Here is a 24,363-nt window from a genome sequence, read left to right on the forward strand (position 1 = left end):
CGGTCAGTTAAGATTAATTGCCTTTGGATTTTTAATCGGCGTTTTCATCATTCCTTTTAAAGTTTGGTCTTCATCGCTATCGAACTCTTCTAATCCAAGATTTATGGTTTCAGGTTTAGGATTGAACCGAAAGGTTCTTGCAATACGATCCCAAAATGAGAAAAGAGAGCTGTAATTAGAATCCGTTTCAGGCTGCCAACGTGAATGATGAACCCGATGCATGTTGGGGGTTACAATGATTGCTCGTAATATCCGGTCATATTTTTCGGGAAGACCCACATTGGCGTGATGAAACTGAACCACGGCAAACATGACGATTTCATACAATACCAACTCCCAAAGATAGACTCCAAAAAGAGCTATTAGCGGTATCCGAAATAGTGAGGAGAAAAAGATCTCTCCCAGATGAAACCGATTTGCCGTTGTTACATCCATTTTATTGTCGGAATGATGTACGCTATGGAAGCGCCAAAAGAACGGGATCTCATGATTCAGCCGGTGCCAGGTATAAGTCCACGCATCGAGTAAAAGAATTGCTCCTACAGCATGTGCCCAAACCGGTAAGGAGGTAGCGTCCTGCAGCAAGTGCATGATACCGAAGCGGAGTTCATCCGCCCATACTGAAGCCGCCAGCCACAAACCCACAAACACCACGCTTACCAAAAGACCGTTGAGAGCCCCAATAGTGAGATTCCTCAACGCATGTTTACCTCTGCTTTTAAATGAACCGGTAAAATGAGCATAAAAGGGATGAACGGATTCCCATAGGAACAACAGTATGAGGACTCCTGCCAAGACAATGATCTGTGTTTCTTGTAAAGCGGCAAGTATAGGGTCCATATTATTTTTCTCGGGGTTGATCTAAAACGTTAATACTTTTTCACTATTTGCAATCCACTCGGATAATTCAGCCATGGTACATAACTCAGTATCTTTATAATCTCTACCAAGCTGATTGGTAACTCTTAGTGCATTATATGCTTTCAAGGTACCATCATTAATGATGATCAAAGTTTTCATGACAATATTATCTATATTTTTTTGGAACTGTTTTTAGATCCATTGACTGGTGTATTTAATTTCTTTAAGCCCACATAAAGCCATAAGGTAGATAACAATGTCAGATACCCTGTTAGCGTGATAGCCAAGCTGATATCAAACATATCAGCAATTACCCCTGAGAAAATGGCCCCAAAAGCGTAACCGGCGTCACGCCACAAGCGATATATACCTATGCTTTCTGCTCGGTCTTCGGGGTGGGTAAGATCAGCAACAGCCGCAAGAAACGTTGGATATACCATAGCAGTACCAGTTCCCAAAAGCGCAGAGATGATCGCAAAAGCAAAGAAATTATCGACCATTGGAAAAGCGATAAGACTTAATGCCTGAACCAGCATACCCGACCAAAGCATTTTCTTACGACCGGTATAATCAGATAGTTTTCCGGTAGCAATTTGCAGTATTCCCCAGAAAGCCGGATAGATTGCCACAACTATTCCTATCTCTGTCAGCTTTAATCCTGCTGAAGCGAGAAAAATTGGAAACGCTCCCCATGCCAGACCATCGGTAAAGTTAGTGATCATCCCCCCTTGTGAAATAGCTCTTAAATTTGAGTCACGAAAACTAACTTCCCAAAACAAATTCTTTTTTATCCGGGTGTCCTTACTACCCTTAGATTCATGTTCTACAAAAGGTGCTGTGTCCTTAACAAGAAATATTGACATCAATAAACCTAAACCCGCCATAATCACCCCAACATAAAATGGATATGGTCTTAAGCCATATTCGGAGGCAATCCAGCCGGTAAGGAAGGCGACAATAGCAACTGCAAGATAGCCGGAAAACTCATTGAGGCCCATTGCTAAGCCCCGGTCTTTTTCTCCGGCAAGATCAATTTTCATGATCACATTAGCCGACCATGAGAGGCCTTGATTAATACCAAGAAGAATATTAGCAAATACGATCCAGTTCCAATCAGGAGCAAACATTAAAACGAACGGTACCGGAATTCCAAATAGCCAGCCAACGATAAGCATTTTTTTACGGCCAAATTTTTGGGCAAATCTACCGGCAAAGTAGTTTGCCAGAGCTTTCGTGATACCAAATACAACTATGAAGGAAAAAATGGCTGTTTTAGCAGCAATTCCGAAATCCGTTTCTGCAATTTCAGGTAGAATAGTTCTTTCAAGACCGACCATCCCGCCAACAAAGGCATTGATCAAAACCAGCAGGGAAAACTGTTTCCAATTTTGTCTTAGACCAGGTGTAGAATTCATTTTTACTACGTTTTTCTTTATTTAAAAGTTACTCAAGTTAAGCTTTTGCTATTTTCCACTCTGGATAACCGACATCCAACTTTGTAGCCTTGTACCCCCTCTGCCTTAGTTCTGCTACCGCTTCATCTGCCATAGTACATAATGGTCCTCTGCAATAAGCAACGATCTCTTTATCCTTAGGCAGATCCTTGATACGCCGGTGTAATTCATCTTTAGGCACTGATAAGGAGGAAGTGATGTGACCAGCATCATATTCCTGACCGGGGCGGACATCAATTAACAGTGCATTTCCTTCATTAAGTCTTTTTTTAAGTTCTTCAGTGGTGATAGGCTCGAGGTTATTTTGAGATGCTCTGTAGTCAGCAATAAGTTTATTGATCTCTGCATTTTGAGAGAAGGCCAATTCTCTCATCGCCTTCCAAACTTTAAACACATGTTGGTTTGAAAGCGAGTAATACCGGTATTTACCTTTTTTCTTCGTTGAAACAAGTCTCGCTTTTTTTAGTGTTTGCAGGTGATGAGAGGCTGATGCTACCGAAAGATTGATCTGATCCGCAACGTACTCAACAGATGAAGCTCCTTGTGCCAGAAGCTCTACGATCTCCAGCCTATGCGGATTGGCCAAGGCTTTTGATACGGATGCAATTTCACCATAAATGTTATCTTTAAACTCCCGGGCGCTCATAGTAAATTGATTTGTTAATTTGGACGCTTTGAAAGTTAAGTCTTACATAATAACATTCAAAGTAATATTTGAATGTTATTATATAAGACTATCATATATATCCGTTTGTTCCTCGCCGGATTTATCAGATACAGCCAAACAGTCCGACGAAATAATTGATAAGAAAACATTTCATTTGTTCACCTTACCCATAAATCAGTTTAGCTTATATTTATACTCATTTTTCAATAAACGCTCTATATTTATATATGAGTGAAGAATATTCTCTCTCGAGTGTGCATAAAAACCTCATAATATTTAATACCATATGCAATATATCCTGAATAAAGGCTGCTACTGTTAGCACTGAAAACAGCTCGGTTTCAGGACTTCTGTTATCACTTTTGCAGGATAGAATGAGTAATTTTAAGACGGTGAATTGTAATGTTTGCTAGTAAAGAAGGTGGTCTTCTTCTGATTCATTATGAAATTCTAGCTGGGCAGAGAATCAGGTCAAAATAAAACCGCATCGAATTTCAATCCGATGCGGTCAGGTCATATTCAAAAAGATGAAGTGCCTAGTTGCATACTCCGGATGCACTATAGCGCAGGCTACCTCCCTGATCATTTACATAGATCTCACCGAGGTCATAATCACTTATACTTTGTCGGCATCTGGGTGTACCTCCATTAGACCAACTATTACCCCAGGCCGGTATTTCGGTCTCTACTTCACCACTGCGTGATACCTGTATATCCCAGCCCATAACATTTTGAAATGTATTATTCCCCGGGTCCTGGTCTGTACCCAAATCCACATAAAAGTTATTGTCGTTGGGTAAATCCGGTCCGCCAATGTCTATTGCACTAGTGTTGATATCTTTAAAAGTGGTACCACGTACTACCAACGTACCGTCCAGCTGTCTGATAGCATCATATGCTAAGTTAACACCAGACTGTTGTGTAAGTACTCCTTCGATTATACTATCGGTGACTTTGACAACAGCTTCCCGCATCAGAATTGCTGACCACTGTGTATACTGAATTGTTGAGTTAAGTATCTCAATATTAGAATTGGGCTGTGCGTTTGTCATTACAATTCCATATTTGAAGCGATCCCCTGATTCTGTGCCATCGCTACTGGTAATAGTTGAGTTTTCCAGTGTCAGATCTACAGCATCTGATAATTCGAAAGCTGAGGGATTTACATGTCCAACACCGGCCTCAAATACGGCGTTATTTACATTTATAGTTAGGTTATTGATATCATCAACCTGAAAGGCACCATTATCTCCCATAGTTGAGATATCAGTATCTTCAATGTTTAATGTGATATTAGAGGTGTTAAATCGGTTCTCATAGGCCCGGCCGATATTATTACCGTCAATTAAGCTTCGGTTCCCGTTATAACTCCGGATATCAACTGTCATATTTGATCCTGTTGATATGCTTACTCCCTCCTCGGCATTCATCGTTATTGTTATGTCCTCTAACACTACGGTTGACGTGCTCATATCGGTACCGCTCCAAATATAAACTGCATCCGGATCAGCATTATAGGAGCCGCCTGTGTAGCCATTTTCAACATGGATGTGCCGTAAGGTAACACCTTCACCAATTCGGATCGCAGGATCTCTATCAACATCCGGACTCAGGATATGGATATTATCACGATTCACATTTTGATCACCTTTTACGATGAGATCTCCTGCAAAACCCATAGGAAAACTTTCCCCATTGGCCTCATCATAAAGTCCTTCTGCAACACGAATGCTATCGATATCTAAAAATGCGTTTTCATCGTTTTGACCGTAGACAGATAATGCCTTCGTAATTGTTTTTAAAGGACTATCCGGCATGTAGCCTTCATAATCTCCGTCAGCACCGCTGTTGGCATCTACAAACAAACGTTTTGCTATGGCAGAAATAACTACCTGATCCGTATCACTTTCACCGTCGGAACTGGCTGTTAAAGTAAGTTCATATTCTCCCGGTAAATCAGGAATAAAAGAAGGGGATTCTGATGAACTATTACCCAAACTTGTACTGCTATTTTCAGGACGACTGCTGATCTCCCAGCTATAACTGACAGTTGAACTACCGGTAGAACCGGAGGCATCTACAGAAGCCTCGAAGCCCACAACTGCATCAGCAGCATTTCCGGCATCTGCTGTTACAAATGGAGTGGGACTATTATCTCCGCCACCATCACTCCCGGTATCCGATCCGGTTCCACTTTCACTGCAGGAAAAAAGTACTGTCAGTGATAAAAATAATCCAAATATTGTAATCTTATTAAGCATATGTTTCCTCAAATTTTTTTGAATTCAAGAGCAAAAGTTAATTTTACCATCTTTACAGGGCTCTTGACTTATCATTTCACTTATACATACGAGACCTTATACAAAATCAGGTCATTTACAGCTGTATCTGTACTACATATTCCAAAAGCAGGCCACGGATCTGCAAATATGTCTTACAAATGTTGGATAGTGATTTTTCGACAGACTTTACGCACTGTTATATCAGGAATTGCAAATGCTCAAATGACTCCAGAAATTCAGGACTATACTTTATCTGGATATCGATAACATTGCTTCCCTGCTTACCCGTTGGAAACGCAAAACATGGATCTACCCGGCAAAACCATGATAGCTGGTATCAGTTTATAAGACCCTATTCTACAAAGTTGTTAAATCGTACCGATTCTTAGTAAAATACAAATGGCTCTCTGCCAACAATTACACTAACTCCAAAAATAGATGCTGCCTACTAATTTTTTGATATATTTTCTAAACTTGCAGGAGAAGATCAATCCAATAAAATCAAAATGAATCCAGTAATTCTACTTCATGGCGCTTTAGGTACATCCGATCAATTGAAACCATTGGCGGATATATTAGAAACAGATCAACCTATACATCTGATGAATTTCGAGGCACACGGTACAGCATCTATACCTGATCGACCCTTCAGAATGGAGAACTTCACCGAGAATGTGTTGAAATACATGGATGAGAGAAACTTAGAAAAAGTACACCTGTTCGGTTACAGCATGGGGGGATATGTAGCCATGTACCTGGCCAGGTATTATCCTGAACGCGTAGAGAAAATATCAACACTTGGCACTGTCTTGAAGTGGAATTCCAGTATAGCGGAAAGAGAAGTGAAATTTCTGAATCCCGATAAGATCAAGTTGAAAGTCCCAAAATTTGCCGAAGAATTAAATAAACGCCACCCTGCCGGTTGGCAAAAAGTCACACTAAAGACAAAAGACCTATTGTTAGACCTGGGTAAAAATCCGCGTATTAAAGACAGAGAGTGGTCAGAAATAACCCACAACATCAGAATTCATGTTGGGGACAGTGATTCCACCGCCGGACTTCAACAAAGCATAGAGGTTTACAATGAACTTCAAAATGGAGAATTAACAGTACTACCTGATACACCGCATCCGATTGGAAAAGTCAATTTAAAGTTATTAGCTGTTTCGTTAGATGGTTTTTTTGATACAGATTCATAGAATCCTTGGTGTTATCACAAGTTTTAAAACAGTTAGCAAGAAATCTGTATGCTGTAGAAAATTGACTCAATAATTCTTAGCATACCACAAACATCATCCGAAATTAGCAGAAAGCTGCTTTACGGTCTTAAATGCACGTTTGAAATACCCTTCCAAGTTCATCCTTTGGTTCAGTATGCCGTTTTGGTAAGCTCAAAACTTAAACAATTGAACAGGGAAGATTTTGCTTTATGAATTGATCAATTCTTATTCAATAAGCCACAGTTCTGTCCGGTGATTATTAAAAGTAAAAGCCCCAAGATACTAACTAAGTGGTTCAGGCGACTTGTCTTTTGATCATTGTTTAGCCTGCCTATTGAAAGGGTTTCTCTTTGGCCTAGATTGACTATATCAAACGTTATTTTAAAGCTCCTGAGCAGTTGGGCGGTAAAGTATTTCGTTTACATCCATATCTTCAGGCTGTTCCATTGCAAAGATAACGGCTCGTGCGAATGAATCAGCTGGAATGGCCTTATCATCATAGAAATCCTTGATACCCTCAGCCGTCTCCGGATCTTCGGTGCTGGATGGCAACTCCGTATCTACAGCACCTGGTGAGATAATGGTTGTTCGCAAATTGTATGGCTTCACTTCTTTTCGAAGACCTTCCGAAATTGTTCGTACCGCATGTTTGGTGGCTGAATATACTGTACCGCCCGGTCCAATTTTATGCCCGGCAACAGATGAGACATTAATAAAATGACCACTTTTCTGCTCTTTCATATGTGGCAGAGCAGCTGCAATTCCATACATCACACCTTTGATATTTACATCTATCATTTGGTCCCACTCATCAACTCTCAGTTTTTCGAGCGGAGCGAGTGGCATGATACCTGCGTTGTTTATCATCACATCAATCCGATCGTATTCATCAACGGCACTGTCTACAAGATTTTTAACCTGATCCCTCTCAGTCACATTAGTAGTCACGGCTAAGGCTTTTCCTCCATTTTCACTGATGGATTTTGCTAATGTTTCAATTTTATCTGTCCGGCGTGCTCCTAAAACAACGGTAGCACCACGTTCCGATAAATACTCAGCGGCGACTTTTCCAAACCCACTGCTTGCACCCGTTATGACGACTACTTTTTCTTCTATATTCTCGTTATTCATTTTTCCGTAATTGTCTTTATGCTCTGATTATAAATTTTGACGCTTCTAAATCAATATGTGTCTGAATTAGAACCTTTGCAGTTAATTTTCAAATCCGTTCAGTACCACAAACACATCTTAGGCAGGAACATTCAGTTTTATTATTACCGGAAAAAGGTATCATCGGACTGAGGATCAAATTTGTATAAAATAATGGCTTGTGTAGTTTCCAGACCAGAAATCACTTAAATATCAAAAATTATTTCTGTTGCATTTTTTCCCATGAGGTTAAACTTATTGAATTGAGATCAAGGTCGTAACCATTCTTTAAGGATGTTTTTCCGGATACCCCTATAGCTTGATAAGACCTAATGCACCAAATAAAAACCCTGACCGGCTACTCACCGATCAGGGTTATCCTGTTCTCCATGTAAAGTTCTTTATTGGAGTAACGGTTATTCGTTAATGGGAACTGCTTTCCGCATTAATGATTTAACCAATAACGATTAACTACAACCGGTGGTAGACCCACAGGTGATACACTTCATACATGTGCCATTTCTCACCATGGTCATACTGCCACATTCAGGGCAGGCTTCGCCGGTATAGCCCATCTGTTTTGCTTTGTCATATTCGCTTTCGTAGCTGTCTGACTGAACCGCTTTGTGCTGTCCTTCTATAGCTGTCTGACTGCTGTCAACGCTTATCTTTTCAGGAACAGGATCGGTTTCTGGATCAGATTCGGGTGCTTTGGCCACGGCATCAGCAGAAGAGCTGGTTCCGGTAGTGCGCTCAAACTCAGCACTGTCAACATCCGGATTGGCATCTGCAGTTGGCCGCAAGTTGCGTGATTCGATCTGATCGGCCGGCACGTGTGCCAGATCTTCACGACCAAGATATGTTACAGCCAGCTCACGGAAGATGTAATCGATAACGGATGTACTCATCTTCACGTGTGGGTTACCATTAACCATTCCGCTTGGCTCGAATTTCGTGAATACAAAGGCATCTACGAATTCTTCAAGCGGTACACCATGTTGCAGCCCCAGAGATATGGAAATCGCAAAGCAGTTCAACAAGCTTCTGAATGCAGCCCCTTCACGGTGCATATCAATAAAGATCTCACCAAGTTGCCCATTTTCATACTCACCGGTTCTCAGATAAACACTTTGTCCACCGATCTTAACTTTCTGTGTGTAACCTTCGCGGCGGAACGGCAGCCTTTGTCGGCGAGCTACATATTTATGGATGATACGCTCTGCCACTTCAAGCACTTTATCTTGTGCCATGGTGGTTTCAGCATCTACTGCTTCTGTTTCATCTTCATCTTCGATCTCTTCCAGTACATCGGCCATAGAGTTCAGTGGCTGACTTAACTTGGAACCGTCACGATATAAGGCATTTGCCTTAAGCATCATTTCCCATGAATCCATGTAGGCATCCTTCATGTCTTCGATAGTAGCTTCATTCGGAAGGTTGATGGTCTTGGAAATAGCTCCAGAAAGGAATGGCTGCGCTGCAGCCATCATTCGGATATGGCCTTTGGCCGAAATGAATCGGGTACCGATCCTTCCGCAGCGATTGGCACAATCAAATACTGCGTAATCTTCTTCTTTGAGATGCGGTGCGCCTTCAACCGTCATGGTTCCACAAACATAATCGTTGGCATCCTGAATTTGTTCTCTGCTGAATCCAAGGAATCGCAGCATATCAAAGTTCATATCATTAAGCTGCTCTTCCGGGATCTCCAGAACATCTTTGCAGAAATCTTCGCCGAGTGTCCACTGATTGAAAGCAAACTTGATGTCGAAACTTCCGGGAAGTGCTTCGTTAATAGCATCCAGTTTTTCTTTGGTAAATCCTTTCTCCATCAATGTCTCAGCGTTGATGTGAGGACAACCTTCCAGAGAACCTGTGCCTTTAGCATAGTCGATGATCTCCTGAGATTCCTTCTTGGAATAACCAAGATTCTCCAGCGCTTTTGGTACAGCCTGATTGATGATCTTAAAGTATCCGCCACCGGCCAGCTTCTTGAATTTAACCAATGCGAAGTCAGGTTCTATACCGGTGGTGTCACAATCCATTACCAAACCGATGGTTCCGGTTGGTGCAAGTACCGTTACCTGGGCATTTCGATATCCATGTTTTTCTCCAAGCTTAAGTGCTTTGTCAGAAGCCTTTTTAGCTGCTTTTACCAGATAATCAGGACAAATGGAAGCATCAATACCCATAGGCTTCACGGTCAATCCTTCATATTCTTCCGGATCAACATTATAAGCTGCTCTTCGGTGATTGCGGATCACTTTGAGCATGTGCTCTTTGTTTCGCTCATAGCCGTTGAAGGAACCTAACTCTTTCGCCATTTCAGCAGAAGTTGCATACGAGGTCATGTGCATGGTAGCTGTAACCGCGCCGGCAACAGCAGCACCTTCTTCACTGTCGTATGGTAAACCTTGCACCATAAGTGCAGCACCGATATTTGCGTAGCCGAGACCGAGCGTACGGAATTCATACGAAAGCTCTGCAATTTCTTTGGATGGGAACTGAGCCATCAATACGGCGATCTCGAGAACCACCGTCCAGATACGGGAGGCATATTCCAGCGACTCCATATCGAATTCTTTGTACTCGCCATCCCCTTTGAAATATTTCATCAGGTTCAGGGATGCCAGGTTACAGGCTGTATTATCGAGAAACATGTATTCTGAGCAAGGGTTACTTGCTTTGATCGGGCCATCTTCAGGGCATGTATGCCATTCGTTGATGGTATCATGGTACTGAGTTCCGGGATCGGCACAAGACCAGGCTGCATAGGCAATGTCATCCCAAAGCTCACGGGCTCTTAGGGTTTTCATTGGTTCCGGATCACGCCCTTCTTCTTCAGCATCTTCCAATTCAACCCGTCCATATAAATGCCAGTCCTTGTCTTCCTTTACAGCCTTCATAAATGAGTTTGGCACACGAACGGAGTTGTTTGAATTCTGACCGCTTACGGTTGAGTAAGCCTCGGAATTCCAATCGGTGTCGTAGGTATCAAATTCAAGATCGGTGAATCCCTGAGCGGCAAGCTGAATCACACGCTCTATATAGTTAAGGGGAACCTGATTTCTCTTAGCCTTACGGATCTCATCAGCAAGCGCTTTATTCTTCAGGGGATCACGGCTCATGGCACCGTTGAAAGTACGTCCTTCAATTTCTACCGGGGTGTGGCAAAGTTTGATGATATTCTTCAGATGCTTTTGCACACTTTTTGAACCGGCAACAAGGGCAGCTACTTTCTGCTCTTCCCTCACTTTCCAGTTGATGTACTCTTCGATATCAGGATGGTCCAGATCAAGGGTCACCATTTTAGCGGCACGACGTGTTGTACCACCTGATTTAATGGCTCCGGCAGCACGATCTCCGATCTTCAGGAAACTCATCAAGCCTGAACTTCTTCCGCCACCGCTCAATGGCTCATCTGCCCCACGGATCTGCGAGAAGTTACTTCCTGTCCCTGATCCATATTTAAAAAGACGTGCTTCACGAACCCATAAGTCCATGATCCCGCCTTCATTTACAAGATCGTCATCCACACTTTGAATAAAGCAGGCATGCGGTTGCGGATGGGTATAGGCATCTTCAGATCGTTTTAGCTCTCCGGTTTTACCATCTACATAATGATGTCCCTGAGCAGGCCCATTGATTCCATACGCCCAATGCAGTCCTGTATTGAACCACTGAGGACTATTTGGTGCGGCCATCTGATTGGCCAGCATATAAGCTAATTCATCATAGAAAACTTTTGCGTTTTCTTCATCGTCAAAATAGTCATGTTTCCATCCCCAATAAGTCCAACAACCCGCCAACCGGTGAAAGACCTGCTTACTGTCAATTTCATGAGTAAAGCGTTCTTCTTCAGGCAGTTCTTTTAGAGCTTTCTCATCCGCTTCAGATCTTTGCAGCCATTTCGGCACTCCCTTTTCTTTTATTTTCTTCAGTTTCGCAGGCACACCTGCTTTACGAAAATATTTCTGAGCAATAACATCAGTAGCAACCTGACTCCAACTTTCAGGTACTACCACATTTTCCATATGGAATACCTGCGATCCGTCAGGATTTTTGATCTCAGAGGTTCTTGTTGCAAATTTTATTTCATCAAATGGCGTTTTCCATTCCGACTGCGTGTAGAAGCGAGTAAATTTCATTGGGTACTTCGTTACTTAGATGTTACAATTATATCATTTATACCTTCGTAGATGAGAGACAATTTCTTTAGTGCTTCCCGATTCTTATCTCCTGAAGAAGTACGAAATAATATAGACGTGAGACCAACACACAGCAAGAAAAAAAACGATTACTTTTCCACAATATTGGGGACTTATCCACATTGCAAATTATTAACTGCCAAAAAGACCGCTCACAATATTTTATAATATATATTTTATTATAATTTCACCTTTTAAACTTATGTATTGTAGTCAGCTTACATTAAAAAAAGCCTCTTTAAAATTCTAAAGAGGCTTTTTTAAAACTTTGATCATTTAATTATAGGTGTAAAAGTTATCCACACCTTTATTTTAAAACCTAATAGCAGAACACTGTTTTATAATTTTAATTAATCGTTTTTTGTACATGATATCGATCATTACTATTTAGATTGTACTAAACTCATATATTTCAATAATATCGATATTATAACTATTTTTAAGTTAGCATAAAATGATCAGAGACTGAGTCTAAAACCTGCTTTGAAGTTAACGCCGGGTGTATTGAACCCATATACTTCCTGATAATCAGCATCAAGTAAATTATTCAAAGATGCGAACAAACTGGCATTGTATTCAGGTAGTTCATAATTCAGCGATACGTTCAAAAGAATATAACTACCAAGCTCCACCGTTTCGTTTTGAAAGGTTGACATATTGAAGAAAAGATCTTCCCTCTCACCGATAAATCTTCCATTCAGATCGGCGATCAGATCTGGACTTAGATTTTGTTGAATACCCCAACCAAAGCTATGATCAGGCCTGCGGATAAGATTATCAAACTCTTCACCTTCGCGAGTGATCGCACCATCCAGATAATTATAATACACATTAACCCTTGTTTCGGGCCAGGTATATGAGCTTGTGACTTCCACTCCTGAATCATTCTGTTCATTCACATTCACATAACCAATCGAACTGTCGTAGGAAATGAGATCCTCCACGGTTCTAATGAAATAATTTACTCCTGCACTAAAACCTGATGATGAGGATCTGTACTCCAGTCCGGCATCAAAGGTCAGACTGGTTTGTGGCTCCAGATCAGGATTAGCGCCAAAAGGACCAAACAACTCATTGAGAGTCGGTGCTTTGAAACCCGAACTCAAAGAGGTTAATACTTTTAACTCTTCAGTGATATTATAAACCGGTGAAATATTGAAACTCCAGTTTGTTCCGTATTCGGAATGTTTATTCAGGCGAATACCAAATTCAGTATTTAACCCATAACTTGAACCGAGATATAAAGTAGTATAAGGACTCACGATATTACTGCCTTCATCGATGCCATCAAGTTCAAAATTTAGGTCCTGGTAGTTAAAGCCAGCCAGTAGTCTCACATTTTCCGCAAATGAATACACACCATATATGTCATTGTTCCAAAGATTTGCTTTTGGGTTGAACACACCAAAATCGTCAATGAATTTGCGTTCCGTGTCAGTAAACGTGCCGGCTGCTCTCAACTCAAAATTATTTCTTTTGTAATTGAAACGTATTCCGGAATTGATCAGATCTGCCTCATAAGTATTCTCAGCATCAGCAAATGCACCCGCATCATAGTCACCGGCGTAGTTCGAATAATTCAGGAATGGCGTTACGGTCAGTTCCTCAGTCAGGTCAAAGTTAATTTCAGTGGATCCGACATAGCGCTCATAGCCATCCCTGTTAAAATCTTCTCCTTCCGCTTCTGATATCCCTTTCGTAAATGTCCTTGACAGGTTCACATTATATGATGCCACCTTTCCTGTTCCGTTGAACCCCAGCGACAATTCGTTGGTGTTATACGAACCGATGGCCATTTTTGCATTGGCGTTCACCAAGCCTTCATCAGGTTTTTTGGTAATGATGTTGATAACTCCTGCAATGGCGTCAGAGCCATAGAGTGTACTCATACTTCCCTTCACGATCTCAATTCGCTCTACGTTTTCAAGCGATAATAAGCGTAAGTCGAAAGCCCCACCCTCGCTTGATGGATCCGTAACAGGAAAACCATCAATAAGAATTAGCGTGTATTGTGTGGCAGCACCCCGCAAATAAACAGATTTATCTTTTCCGGGACTTGAAACAGCTCCGTTTATCATGATTCCCGTTTGTCTGTTCAGCAATTCCGAAACAGACAGTCCTGGCGCCTTTTGAATCTCTGCGTGTGTGATGGTCGTCACCGGTTTCGTCGTTTCTCTTTCTGAAGTTGGTGTTTTGGAGGCAGTTATCACCACTTCACCAAGATCCAGTGTGTCAGCTACTTGCGCCTTTATTTTTTGTGATACCGCCAATAGTAGTAATACCGTTGTAAGTAAGTACTTCATGTATATATGTTTGTTAATTATGATTAGTGTTTGGCGGGTAAATAGTTTTAACTCTCAACTTGATATAGCCCTTCCATAGACGGAAAGTCCAAATAATATAAACTTATCTTGTAGAGGTGAATAAAACATAAAATTGATACGGCACGTCTTTTTACCCGAAAGAGGTGCTAAGGTTTAATGACGGCAGGTCTCCTGGCTTTCCGTTGGCAGCGCCTTCCCGCTCCGAAAACATTCAGAACAGTGGCAAAGGTGAGGCTGCAGGTGATCTGATGATCAGGGATCATCAAACTCGGATTACAGTTGCGGGAACAGCTCTCGTTTTTCACGAGATTCCCTTTTAACTCAGAACAGATCTGAGACCAAACATTAAGTTGTTCTGAAAGTAGGCATCCCCATCTAAAATTCAAATCATAAATTCAGTTGATCATCAAAGCGAAAAAAATATTACATATTATGCATTGACTTACTGCCCTATTCTGCCAATAATTCTATCTGCAAAACTTAGTTACCTCTTTTCAATACATATCATCTCATCATTATGAAAAAGCTCAATAAAATCATGCTCTTCACGGCAGGCATATTGGTTGGTTTTCTGTTTGCCTTCACACTCATACAGGATAAAAACGCACCCATCACTTCTGAGATGATCAAAGATGGTGCCTCAATCATTGGTTTGGAGTTTACTGATACTGAACGTGATACTATGATCGAAGCCCTTTCTGATACCCGTAAAGACCTTCAGTCCATTCGAGATATGAAGCTCAACAACGATATACCTCCATCAATAAATTTTAATCCGATCCCTGTCGGCAAAAGATTCGATTTCCAGCAGCGTGCTCAAAAATGGGATATGCCTCAGAACGTCGATCTTCCTGATGAAATGAATGAATTGGCTTTCTATACCGTCGGGCAGCTTGCTTCTCTTATAAAGGATCGCAAGATCACATCAGTAGAGTTGACGAATTTTTTTCTTGGTCGTATCGAAAAGTATGATGAAAAACTTGAAGCTGTTATTACGGTAACGAGAGAACGCGCTTTGGAACAAGCTGAACGAGTGGATGCAGAATTGGAGCAAGGAATTTACCGGGGGCCTCTACATGGGATCCCATACGGAGCCAAGGACCTTCTTGCTGTAGAAGGTTATAAGACTACCTGGGGGGCCACTCCATATAAAGATCAGCAGATCAATGAAACGGCCACAGTTGTGCAGAAGCTTGATCAAGCTGGTGCTGTACTGATCGCTAAAACCACTCTTGGTGCTTTAGCTTACGGAGATATCTGGTTTGGAGGCAGGACAAATAACCCTTGGAATCTTGAACAAGGTTCCAGCGGATCTTCAGCCGGATCGGCATCAGGAACTGCCGCCGGGTTATTCCCTTTTGCTATTGGTACTGAAACTCTTGGCTCCATTGTATCGCCTTCAACAAGAAACGGGACAACGGGCTTACGACCCTCCTATGGTCGCGTTAGTCGAACCGGAGCCATGGCTTTAAGCTGGACCATGGATAAGATCGGACCTATCACACGAAGTGTGGAAGATGCCGCTTTGGTATTCAATGCTATTTACGGACCCGATGGAAAGGATCAAACGATTGTCGATCTGCCGTTTAATTACGATGCGACTATCGATGTCACCGATATCAGGATCGGATACCTGAAATCAGCTTTTGAACAGGATTACTGGAACAAAGGCAGGGACAGTCTTGTACTTGAAACCATGCGTGAGATGGGCGTTGAACTGATCCCAATTGAGCTTCCTAATTATGAAGCTGGACCACTTCGCATCATTCTAACAGCCGAGGGCGCTGCTGCATTTGATGAACTCACATTAACTGATCAGGATGACCTGATGCAGTGGCAAACGCCTAATGCCTGGCCAAACACCTTTAGGGCAGCTCGCTTTATACCGGCTGTGGAATACATCAATGCTAGCCGTGCACGCTACGAACTTGTACAAAAAATGGATTCCGTAATGCAGGATTTAGATGTATATATATCTCCTTCTTTTGGCGGTGGAAATCTTCTGGTTACCAATCTAACCGGACATCCTAGCGTGGTGCTGCCTAATGGCTTTGCAGACAATGGTTCACCAACCAGCATTACTTTTGTCGGCGGTCTTTTTGATGAGGCCACATTACTGTCAGTTGCTAAAGCTTACCAGGAAGCCACGGATCACCATAAAAAACATCCGCCACTGTTTCTAGAATAATATTCTAACACAACTCACTAAATTAGATTCGACACACACCAAGTCAATGTAGCTGTAACGGTTCCTAAATAAGGTGTCGGTTTATTTCACAAGGCCATAGTGTTTCCGAAGCTATATGTCGGGAGCACCAATGGTGTAGAGTTGTACAGGGATCGCCCAAAAGATCAATGGCCTATTAATTCAGATGGTAATATTGAGATGTTCAATCGTCTACTGGACGTTGATAACCTTTTAAATAAATTGAAAAAAATAATTTACTGAATCATAATATATAGCCTGTTATCTTTGAGTAAAACAAATAAAAGATATTATCATGCTAAAACTCACCACTCTAGTATTCATTTTCATTTTTGGATTTTCAAGCTCGGCTGATGAAGCCCTTCGCTGGGGGCAAATTGGCCACAGAACAACCGGTGACATTGCCCAACAATACCTGACTCCGCAAGCTGCCAAAGAAGTCAAGAGAATATTAGGCCATGAAAGCCTGGCGCAGGTAAGCACCTGGATGGATGAAGTTCGCTCAGACGATTCGTATGACTACATGAACACGTGGCATTATGTGACTATTCCCGAAGGAAAAACTTATGAGACCGTAGAAAAAGAGGAAGCCGGTGACATTATCTGGGCTCTCAGAAAGGCAATCAGAGAATTAAAAGAAGGAGGATTAACTCCAAAACAAGAGGCCGAAAACCTGAAGATCTTGGTTCACCTTGTTGGGGATATTCATCAACCGCTGCATGTTGGTAACGGAACTGATCGGGGTGGTAATGATGTAAAACTACAATGGTTCTGGGATAACTCAAATCTGCACCGTGTTTGGGACAGTGAAATGATCGATGACAAGCAACTCAGCTTTACTGAGCTGTCAGATTTCATTAATTATGCATCGGCTGATCAGATCAGGGAATGGCAAAGTGCTACAATTCTGGATTGGGCCAGTGAATCACGATCTACGCTGCCACAGGTTTATGACATCCCCGAAAACAAAGAACTCAGCTACGAATATGCATATAAGAATTGGAGTACTGTTGAATTAAGGCTTCTCAAAGCCGGTATCCGCATGGCAGGAATTATCAATGATATCTACGGTTAACTTAATTGAGCATAGACATCAAGGGAAAATCAAACAGGATGCTTGCACTCTGAAATTGCATTTTAATCATCTGTAAATAATAAAGATAAGAGATATTTTATTCCCACATTGACCTAGCCGCCTATGGCATCAAACTTCCACTATTCATAAATAATAAAGTTTGGTATTGTGTAGAATAAAGGAGAACTTAGGAGTGCAAATTAATTAAAGGCAACATCGGTATTTATTTATTTAGTACAGTAAAATTTCCCTTCTCTGGTTTGTATAACTAACATTTAATTTTCTCGCAGCCGATTTTAAGAAATGAAGTCTGCTCATATTGAGCTTTCAGTACACTGTGCCTGCGAAACAACACTACATATATATTATGGAATACGGTAAAGTAAAATGGTTTGATACTCAAAAAGGTTTTGGATTTATCAAGCCGGACAATGGTGACAAAGACATCTTTGTACACCGCAACAACATTGAGAACCTTGGTTTTAACGAAGGCATCAATGATGGCGAAGAAGTTGAATTTGCAGTAGAAGAAACTGATAAAGGCCTTAGCGCCACTGAAGTTTACATTCTCGAATAATTTAACGTTCGAAAAACATTTGAAGCCCCAAACATTAAATTGTTTGGGGCTTTTTTTATGTATTAATATCCCTTCAATCACTAGAAGCGGGTGAATGCACACTTACCTGATTTTCTGCCTTACTTCACCTTCCTTCAAAATTAAAAGCATATAAAAAGGCCACTCAACAGAGTGGCCATATATAGTTTAGAATTAATACCAGACTGAAATTAGTATTTTGCAGGCATACCCTCTTCAGGAATTGAATTTTGAATGAATTCACGAATATCCTCATTTGATGTAGCCAAGTCTTCTGCCCTCAAGTACATCATGTGACCGGAACGGTATCCTTTAAATGATAACCTGTCTTGAAGTCGACCGCTGGGATCCATATTCCACATCGTATATTTGGCATCAAAGTAATTGGTACCTCCATCGTAGTACCCTGATTGCACCATGACATGTAAGAATGGATTTTCTGCCATAGCAGATCTCAGATTCTCACCGGTGTAATCACCACTTCTATCCCAAGGGTGAACCGGACCGAATGTCCAGTACTGTAGATCGGTTTCATAGCCAAGTACATCTCTCAGATAGTGGTTGATTGCGGGCGTAAAAGCATGATTCCATGCAGTTAAAGCAGGATCGAAGTCATACCGCTCTCCACCGGTTTCGCGATCGATGCCTCTATATCTGGAATCAAGGCGACCCACCGTCAAGCCTTCATCACGAAGCAGTTCCTTCCAAAAAAAGGATGTGGAAATTCTCAGGTTCCAATCCAAAACAGCTTGCTTCGAAATACCTGAATAATAGGAAACCCTCTCTGCAATTCTGTTCTTTTCAGCATCACTGATGAAACCGCCCTTTGCAAGAGCAGGTATATACTCATTGATAGTAAACTCTTCTACTTCCGGCAGTATATCATCCAGATCTTTGTTTTGCAGTGCCGGTGTTAATGCATTGTGATACCATGCTGTGGCAGCAAAATATGGCAAGGGAGTGGCATCACCCACCGGACCATCACGATCAACTCCAAGACCTGTTGGAGAAACCAGTATCACTCCGTTAAGATACATCCAGTGTGATGATTGCAGCCTGTCAGCCAAGCCTGCAACACGTGTGGTTCCATAGCTTTCACCGATCAGGTATTTGGGTGATGGCCACCTGTCTTCTCTTGAAACAAAAGTATCGATCCACTGAGCCAGATAGGCAATATCAGCATTCACCCCAAAAAATGTTTCCCTTTCTGCATCTTCATGAACCATTCGGGAGAAAGCTACATTCACCGGATTCACAAAAACGATATCGGCCTCGTCAAGGATGGAATGCGGATTATCTTCAACACCATAAGGCTGAATTGGAAAACCTTCATCATCGATCTTAAGTTGCTTAGGTCCCGTGTATCCGATGTGCATCCATACAGATGCTGATCCCGGCCCACCATTAAAGGAAAACACAAGTGGTCGGCGTGTATTGTCACGTACATCAGATCGTTGGTAATAAGTGTAAAAAAGAGAGGCTATTATCTCACCATCTTCATTATAAACAGGAAGATTACCAACTGTAGTGGTATAGGGAACTTTATCTCCCTTGATCTCAACTTCGTGCGCGGTAGTGTTACTCCAGTCAATTTTAGGAGTACGCTTGTTGGAAGAGTCTGCATCCTGAGCAAACGTAGCGGTGACTGAAAAAAGCGTTAAAATAAAAGCTGTGGTCGCAGCCAATAAATACTTTTTATACATGATTCTGATAATTGATTAAAAATTGGTCTGTTTCTGTATTTAGCAAATTACAGAATCAATAGTTAGTCAAATTCAGTAAAAGTAATTAACTGACCTTAAGCATTTTCAGTTGAGTTGCAGCTCATCTTTAAGATCAAAACGAAGAGAGACTGAAACCGTATCCCTCTTGACTGTCATTCTTACCCTGTCTCCTTCTCTTTTCTGAAATATATTTAAAAGATCATTTAGTGTTAGTTCTTCTGCTTTTTTACCATTCACCTTTCTGATGATATCTCCTTCCTTGAGACCAGCCTTTTTAGCCGGTGAATTTTTACGTAAATATGAAATTTCATAATATGGCAGGTTCGGATACGGGGTTGTAACCTCAATTCCACTCACATTATAGGTAAAGTCATCGTTGTAGTTTTTATTTTTCCTCAGATATAGAAGCCCTTCATGGTAATTGAAGATCACCTTGAATCGGCGAAGCAGATCTCCTCCAATACTTCCGTTCCTGTCATCAAACCCAAAAGCTCTTCTGACCGACAAACTGTCCGGAAATGAAACCACCGGTTCTTCGAACTCAAATGGTCCGAATTTCACTTTTTTTATCCTTCCCAGTTCACCACTCACATTTCCACTCAGCCCTATACCTAACAAAGTACTGATAGTATTATCAGGCAGCACAATCTCATCACTGGTGGGGTCATAAAATGAAAGAGAATTACTGGCACCGGTATCAAGTAACAATTTCAGATCTGAGTAGTCGTCATTCCTGTTATTTTTAAAAGAAATGGTTACATAAGGCTTCTCATTCTCTACACTGATAGGAATGGTAAACCATTTTCTGTGCCTTGGCAGTTTTTCAAACTTTTCCTCAGCTTTGACCGGATCATATATTTTCAAAAGCTTGGCCCGATAATCTATCTCGACCGCAAAACTATCGAACAGATCGAAGCCTAAAATTCCATGTACTTCTGTACCCATAAAAGAAGCAAGCCGAAAGACATCTTCTTTCAGGATCAACACCTCTACGTCATTGCTTGCGATGCGCTCTATTTGCACCTGATTTCCTGTTGACCGAAAGGCTTCAAGCCTTTCACCCTCGCCCAATCCTGCAAGCAGGACCGTTTCAGTGTTATTTAAATAGATCTCTTTGTTATAGAGAGATGTAATAATATTTCTACCGGCCCCTGAGTCTACAATGAATTTCATAGGTTCAGATCCGTTAATTCTTGCTTCAATAACCACAAGATTGTTGATCAATTCAAAAGGCATTACAAGTCTCTCACTTCGGTCCCCCATCAGCCAGAAGGTAGGTTTTTCTTCCGACTGAGCTGTTGCGGGCAACACACCTAGTAGAGGCAGTAGAACCATGGCAACGCCCATAACTGCAAACCTTATATTTCTGGGGATCAACCTCATCTACTCACTGCCTGATATCTGATCATTATTTGTGTTTTTAGAACCAATATTTCTATTCGCTAATTCGAAAAAAAAGTTATGACGAGTCAAATATTTCCTGTGTAAGTGAAAAATCACAATTTATACGTACATATTTGGTATTAATTGTAATAAAGAAGATATTAAGGGTAATGCAAATGTATGGTAAGAATCAGTATTAGTATTTAGTATAGTATTTGTTTCCCCTCTAGTTTGTACAACTAACAAAAAATAAGCATCTGTTTAAGCGGATTATCTTTTGATATTCCTTCAGATGCACTCAATACAACACAACACAATTATGGAATACGGTAAAATTAAATGGTTTGATGCACAAAAAGGATTTGGATTCATCGAGCCGGACAATGGTGGAAAAGATATCTTTGTTCACCGCAACAACATTCAAAACCTTGGATTTGAAGAGGGGCTTGCAGACGGTGAAGAAGTAGAATATGATGTTGAAGAAACACCTAAAGGCTTAAGCGCAGTAGAAGTATCACGCGTTGGCTAATTCTCGCCTAGAGAAATTCAAACCCCGCACGTAAATTATGTGCGGGGTTTTTTTATGCCTGTGAATTTTTAATAATAATAAGATCATGACTTCTGAAACCTTTGATATAATATTAGTGGGAGCCACCGGATTTACCGGACGCCGGGCTGTTAAATACTTCAATGACCATGCCCCCGAAGCGCTGAAATGGGGGATCGCTGCCAGAAATCCTGAAAAACTTTCAAAAGTTGCCGGCGAAAATGGAATTGAATCCAAACGCTGCTTCAGAGTTGACATAACCAACCCTGAAGACGTGGAGCATATAATTCAAGCAACACGAATAATTGTCACTACAGCCGGTCCATTTTCTTTATATGGAGAAGAGCTGATAAAGCAGTGCGCCGAAAGCGGTACTCATTATCTGGATATAACCGGTGAAGTAGGATTCATTGGTGAGATGATCAAAAAATACGAAAAAGAAGCTATTGAAAGCGGCTCTATACTGATCCCCTTTTCCGGATTTGATAGTGTTCCCGCCGATATCACTGCTTATCTGCTAAGCAGCGAATTCAATGATCCTGAAAAGTTATCGATCAAATCTTATTACCGTATAAGCGGTGGCTTCAACGGTGGAACCATTGCCACTATGTTAAATAAGTTTGAAACCGGTGAATATAAAAAAATGGGCGACCCGCAATTACTCATTAAAGATCAAAATCAGAAAGTTCACAAAACGGACGGTGCTCAATTTTTTGGATACGATAGCATGATAAATAAATGGTCAGTTCCATTTATCATGGGGGGCATTAATTCTAAAGTGGTCTATAAATCAGCAGCATTATTCAGTGAAGAAAAAAAAGAATATGCTGAAAGTATTGGCTATAGTGAGCATTCTGCTCTCGGACGCTGGTACAACCCATTCCCCTTTTTGTTTATTTCTGTCTTTATATTATCCCTCACTATGTTAGGCCCTTTCAGCTGGTTCCAGGCCTTCATTAGAAAGATCATGCCGGCTCCCGGTGAAGGACCATCTGAAAAAAGTATTGAAAATGGCTTCTTCAAACTTACTGCCTATGCTTTTGATAAAAATAGGAGCTCCAAAAAGCTAAACATGTTTTACCCCGGTGACCCGGGAAATAAGTCAACTATCTTTTTCTTATGCGAATCTGCACTATTCCTGGCTGAGAACAACAATTCCTATTTGGGTAGAATGGGATTTTTAACCACAGTTTCAGCTTTAGGGCCTGATTTCATTGAACGATTAAGGGATCGTGGATTGAACATTTCAGTCAGTTAAAAACAATTATAAAGAACGCTTTTACAGAGCTTTACGCCCGTGTAGCATCTTTTTTCAAATACAATTGATTTGGTTTCTTAACATTGTCTTGAAAAATTTTTTTAGACTAGCTCTCGATCAATGAATACTAATTCAGTATTGCTGCTCATTCTGGCAACACTTGTTTTATTTCTAACTTCCTGTAATAACAGACAAGAGATAACCCAGCATAATGTTGCACGTATCATAAGTACGCTAAGCTCTGATGACATGAAGGGTCGGCATGCCATGAGTCCTGACATCAAAAAGGCGGCTAATTTTATTGCTAAGGAATTTACTGAAATCGGATTAACACCGGTCTATGATGATTTCCGGCAAACATTCACTTTATACTCTATCACCCCTGCCCGTTCTTCGGTAACCTTAAATGGTCAAAACATTGAAGAGCACAGATACTTTAGCATTACCAACACCGACTCTTTAAGCTTTTCATTAAGTGATGTTTCTTTGAAAGAAATTAGCGAAACAGATGACTTTAGGGAGTCCTTTAATTCATACAGACATGATAATGAGTCTTCTATCATAGCCGTATCTAAAGATCATATTGACTGGTTTAACAGGTATCGCTCATACTTTAGTCGTGCAAATCGCACTATGGAGATCGATCAGAAGCCTAACGACCTCTTTGTTATATCTGATGCCCCAATAAATAGTGCAAAAGTTGAGATCGTAAATAATCTGGATACAATGCATCTTGAAAATATTGTAGGCAAGATTCCGGGTAAAAATGAAGACGAGATCATTCTATTTTCCGCCCATTATGATCATCTCGGTATTGTTAATCCGGTAGAAGAAGATTCAGTGGTTAATGGAGCTAATGATAATGCATCTGGGGTGGCAGGTGTCATAGAACTGGCTCGTTATTTTTCTAACGGGCAAACACCTGAGCGTACATTATACTTTGTTGGATTTACGGCTGAGGAAACAGGCGGATTTGGTTCCCGCTATTTTTCAGAACACATTGAACCAGACAGGATCACAGCCATGATTAATATTGAAATGATCGGTAAACCGGCCGTTGAGGGTGAAAACACAGCCTGGATTACAGGATTTGATCTAACTTCTTTCGGGCAAATTTTCAGAAAACATTCACCTGATAATTTCAAATTCTACGCCGACCCATATCCAAATCAAAATCTATTTTATAGATCTGATAATGCTACTTTAGCTGAAAAAGGCGTCCCGGCTCATACTATAAGTACCACACCCATAGACGTGGATCAGGATTATCATCAGGTATCAGATGAATTCAGTACCATCAACATTACTCATACAACCAATACGATCCGGGCCATTGCTCAGGTCTCAGAATTGCTTGTCTCAGGTGAAGCAACCCCTACCCGGTTACCTGTTAAATCAGTTAATAAATAG

Annotated in this window: 16 protein-coding genes and 1 riboswitch; of the genes, 7 read left to right on the forward strand and 9 right to left on the reverse strand. The window is 41.1% G+C overall.

Features of this window, described 5'->3' with window-relative positions:
• Positions 1-3 precede the first annotated feature (3 nt).
• The 4 genes from ACKGJO_RS07630 to ACKGJO_RS07645 form a co-directional block, all read right to left on the reverse strand.
• Positions 4-840 (reverse strand): sterol desaturase family protein, encoded by an 837-nt coding sequence (locus tag ACKGJO_RS07630; protein WP_411322820.1) that lies wholly within the window; start codon positions 838-840, stop codon positions 4-6.
• Positions 841-1,031: 191 nt separating this feature from the next.
• Entirely contained in the window at positions 1,032-2,276 is a 1,245-nt protein-coding gene (locus ACKGJO_RS07635; RefSeq protein WP_411322821.1) for an MFS transporter, read from the reverse strand.
• Between the two features lie 37 nt (positions 2,277-2,313).
• Positions 2,314-2,961, reverse strand: coding sequence for an ArsR/SmtB family transcription factor (locus tag ACKGJO_RS07640; protein WP_411322822.1), 648 nt, complete (start codon positions 2,959-2,961; stop codon positions 2,314-2,316).
• A gap of 557 nt (positions 2,962-3,518) precedes the next feature.
• Positions 3,519-5,243, reverse strand: coding sequence for a DUF1565 domain-containing protein (locus ACKGJO_RS07645; RefSeq protein WP_411322823.1), 1,725 nt, complete (start codon positions 5,241-5,243; stop codon positions 3,519-3,521).
• A 527-nt stretch (positions 5,244-5,770) separates the two neighbouring features.
• Here ACKGJO_RS07645 and ACKGJO_RS07650 point away from each other — a divergent pair.
• Positions 5,771-6,463 (forward strand): alpha/beta fold hydrolase, encoded by a 693-nt coding sequence (locus ACKGJO_RS07650; protein ID WP_411322824.1) that lies wholly within the window; start codon positions 5,771-5,773, stop codon positions 6,461-6,463.
• A 402-nt stretch (positions 6,464-6,865) separates the two neighbouring features.
• Here ACKGJO_RS07650 and ACKGJO_RS07655 read toward each other — a convergent pair whose 3' ends face one another.
• From ACKGJO_RS07655 to ACKGJO_RS07665, 3 genes are all read right to left on the reverse strand, one after another.
• Positions 6,866-7,615: an SDR family oxidoreductase gene (locus tag ACKGJO_RS07655; RefSeq protein WP_411322825.1), complete on the reverse strand. Its 750-nt coding sequence runs from the start codon at positions 7,613-7,615 to the stop codon at positions 6,866-6,868.
• A gap of 485 nt (positions 7,616-8,100) precedes the next feature.
• Entirely contained in the window at positions 8,101-11,781 is a 3,681-nt protein-coding gene (locus tag ACKGJO_RS07660) for a vitamin B12-dependent ribonucleotide reductase (RefSeq protein ID WP_411322826.1), read from the reverse strand.
• A 518-nt stretch (positions 11,782-12,299) separates the two neighbouring features.
• Complete coding sequence (locus tag ACKGJO_RS07665; RefSeq protein ID WP_411322827.1) at positions 12,300-14,144, reverse strand: TonB-dependent receptor plug domain-containing protein; 1,845 nt, start codon at positions 14,142-14,144, stop codon at positions 12,300-12,302.
• Positions 14,145-14,309: 165 nt separating this feature from the next.
• A riboswitch (cobalamin riboswitch) is annotated at positions 14,310-14,524 on the reverse strand.
• A gap of 158 nt (positions 14,525-14,682) precedes the next feature.
• Between ACKGJO_RS07665 and ACKGJO_RS07670 the strand changes: the two genes are divergently transcribed.
• The 3 genes from ACKGJO_RS07670 to ACKGJO_RS07680 all read left to right on the forward strand — a co-directional run bounded on the left by ACKGJO_RS07670 (position 14,683) and on the right by ACKGJO_RS07680 (position 18,023).
• The gene (locus tag ACKGJO_RS07670; protein WP_411322828.1) at positions 14,683-16,353 is read left to right on the forward strand and encodes an amidase; all 1,671 of its coding nucleotides are present in this window, start codon (positions 14,683-14,685) and stop codon (positions 16,351-16,353) included.
• Between the two features lie 313 nt (positions 16,354-16,666).
• On the forward strand, positions 16,667-17,446 hold the full coding sequence (locus ACKGJO_RS07675; protein ID WP_411322829.1) for a S1/P1 nuclease: 780 nt from the start codon (positions 16,667-16,669) through the stop codon (positions 17,444-17,446).
• 367 nt (positions 17,447-17,813) lie between these two features.
• Positions 17,814-18,023 (forward strand): cold-shock protein, encoded by a 210-nt coding sequence (locus ACKGJO_RS07680; protein ID WP_411322830.1) that lies wholly within the window; start codon positions 17,814-17,816, stop codon positions 18,021-18,023.
• A gap of 209 nt (positions 18,024-18,232) precedes the next feature.
• On the opposite strand, the gene ACKGJO_RS07685 is transcribed toward ACKGJO_RS07680, so the two are convergent.
• Together ACKGJO_RS07685 and ACKGJO_RS07690 are read right to left on the reverse strand one after the other, a co-directional pair.
• The gene (locus ACKGJO_RS07685; RefSeq protein ID WP_411322831.1) at positions 18,233-19,744 is read right to left on the reverse strand and encodes a S10 family peptidase; all 1,512 of its coding nucleotides are present in this window, start codon (positions 19,742-19,744) and stop codon (positions 18,233-18,235) included.
• A gap of 105 nt (positions 19,745-19,849) precedes the next feature.
• Positions 19,850-21,148 carry an aspartyl protease family protein gene (locus ACKGJO_RS07690; RefSeq protein WP_411322832.1) on the reverse strand — a complete coding sequence of 433 codons (1,299 nt, stop codon included), beginning with the start codon at positions 21,146-21,148 and terminating at the stop codon, positions 19,850-19,852.
• 319 nt (positions 21,149-21,467) lie between these two features.
• On the opposite strand from ACKGJO_RS07690, the gene ACKGJO_RS07695 reads away from it, so the two are divergent.
• From ACKGJO_RS07695 to ACKGJO_RS07705, 3 genes are all read left to right on the forward strand, one after another.
• The gene (locus ACKGJO_RS07695; RefSeq protein ID WP_395080239.1) at positions 21,468-21,677 is read left to right on the forward strand and encodes a cold-shock protein; all 210 of its coding nucleotides are present in this window, start codon (positions 21,468-21,470) and stop codon (positions 21,675-21,677) included.
• A gap of 85 nt (positions 21,678-21,762) precedes the next feature.
• On the forward strand, positions 21,763-22,953 hold the full coding sequence (locus tag ACKGJO_RS07700) for a saccharopine dehydrogenase family protein (protein ID WP_411322833.1): 1,191 nt from the start codon (positions 21,763-21,765) through the stop codon (positions 22,951-22,953).
• Positions 22,954-23,073: 120 nt separating this feature from the next.
• Complete coding sequence (locus ACKGJO_RS07705; protein ID WP_411322834.1) at positions 23,074-24,363, forward strand: M20/M25/M40 family metallo-hydrolase; 1,290 nt, start codon at positions 23,074-23,076, stop codon at positions 24,361-24,363.

Source organism: Gracilimonas qinghaiensis, from assembly GCF_046602855.1.
In the GTDB taxonomy this organism is placed as follows: Bacteria; Bacteroidota; Rhodothermia; order Balneolales; family Balneolaceae; genus Gracilimonas.

Coding starts and splice junctions, on each gene's coding strand:
- ACKGJO_RS07680 (WP_411322830.1), top strand. CDS start 17,814: ATGGAATACGGTAAAGTAAAATGGTTTGATACTCAAAAAGGTTTTGGA.
- ACKGJO_RS07670 (WP_411322828.1), top strand. CDS start 14,683: ATGAAAAAGCTCAATAAAATCATGCTCTTCACGGCAGGCATATTGGTT.
- ACKGJO_RS07700 (WP_411322833.1), top strand. CDS start 21,763: ATGACTTCTGAAACCTTTGATATAATATTAGTGGGAGCCACCGGATTT.
- ACKGJO_RS07675 (WP_411322829.1), top strand. CDS start 16,667: ATGCTAAAACTCACCACTCTAGTATTCATTTTCATTTTTGGATTTTCA.
- ACKGJO_RS07690 (WP_411322832.1), bottom strand. CDS start 21,148: ATGAGGTTGATCCCCAGAAATATAAGGTTTGCAGTTATGGGCGTTGCC.
- ACKGJO_RS07705 (WP_411322834.1), top strand. CDS start 23,074: ATGAATACTAATTCAGTATTGCTGCTCATTCTGGCAACACTTGTTTTA.
- ACKGJO_RS07655 (WP_411322825.1), bottom strand. CDS start 7,615: ATGAATAACGAGAATATAGAAGAAAAAGTAGTCGTCATAACGGGTGCA.
- ACKGJO_RS07650 (WP_411322824.1), top strand. CDS start 5,771: ATGAATCCAGTAATTCTACTTCATGGCGCTTTAGGTACATCCGATCAA.
- ACKGJO_RS07630 (WP_411322820.1), bottom strand. CDS start 840: ATGGACCCTATACTTGCCGCTTTACAAGAAACACAGATCATTGTCTTG.
- ACKGJO_RS07640 (WP_411322822.1), bottom strand. CDS start 2,961: ATGAGCGCCCGGGAGTTTAAAGATAACATTTATGGTGAAATTGCATCC.
- ACKGJO_RS07695 (WP_395080239.1), top strand. CDS start 21,468: ATGGAATACGGTAAAATTAAATGGTTTGATGCACAAAAAGGATTTGGA.
- ACKGJO_RS07645 (WP_411322823.1), bottom strand. CDS start 5,243: ATGCTTAATAAGATTACAATATTTGGATTATTTTTATCACTGACAGTA.
- ACKGJO_RS07635 (WP_411322821.1), bottom strand. CDS start 2,276: ATGAATTCTACACCTGGTCTAAGACAAAATTGGAAACAGTTTTCCCTG.
- ACKGJO_RS07685 (WP_411322831.1), bottom strand. CDS start 19,744: ATGTATAAAAAGTATTTATTGGCTGCGACCACAGCTTTTATTTTAACG.
- ACKGJO_RS07665 (WP_411322827.1), bottom strand. CDS start 14,144: ATGAAGTACTTACTTACAACGGTATTACTACTATTGGCGGTATCACAA.
- ACKGJO_RS07660 (WP_411322826.1), bottom strand. CDS start 11,781: ATGAAATTTACTCGCTTCTACACGCAGTCGGAATGGAAAACGCCATTT.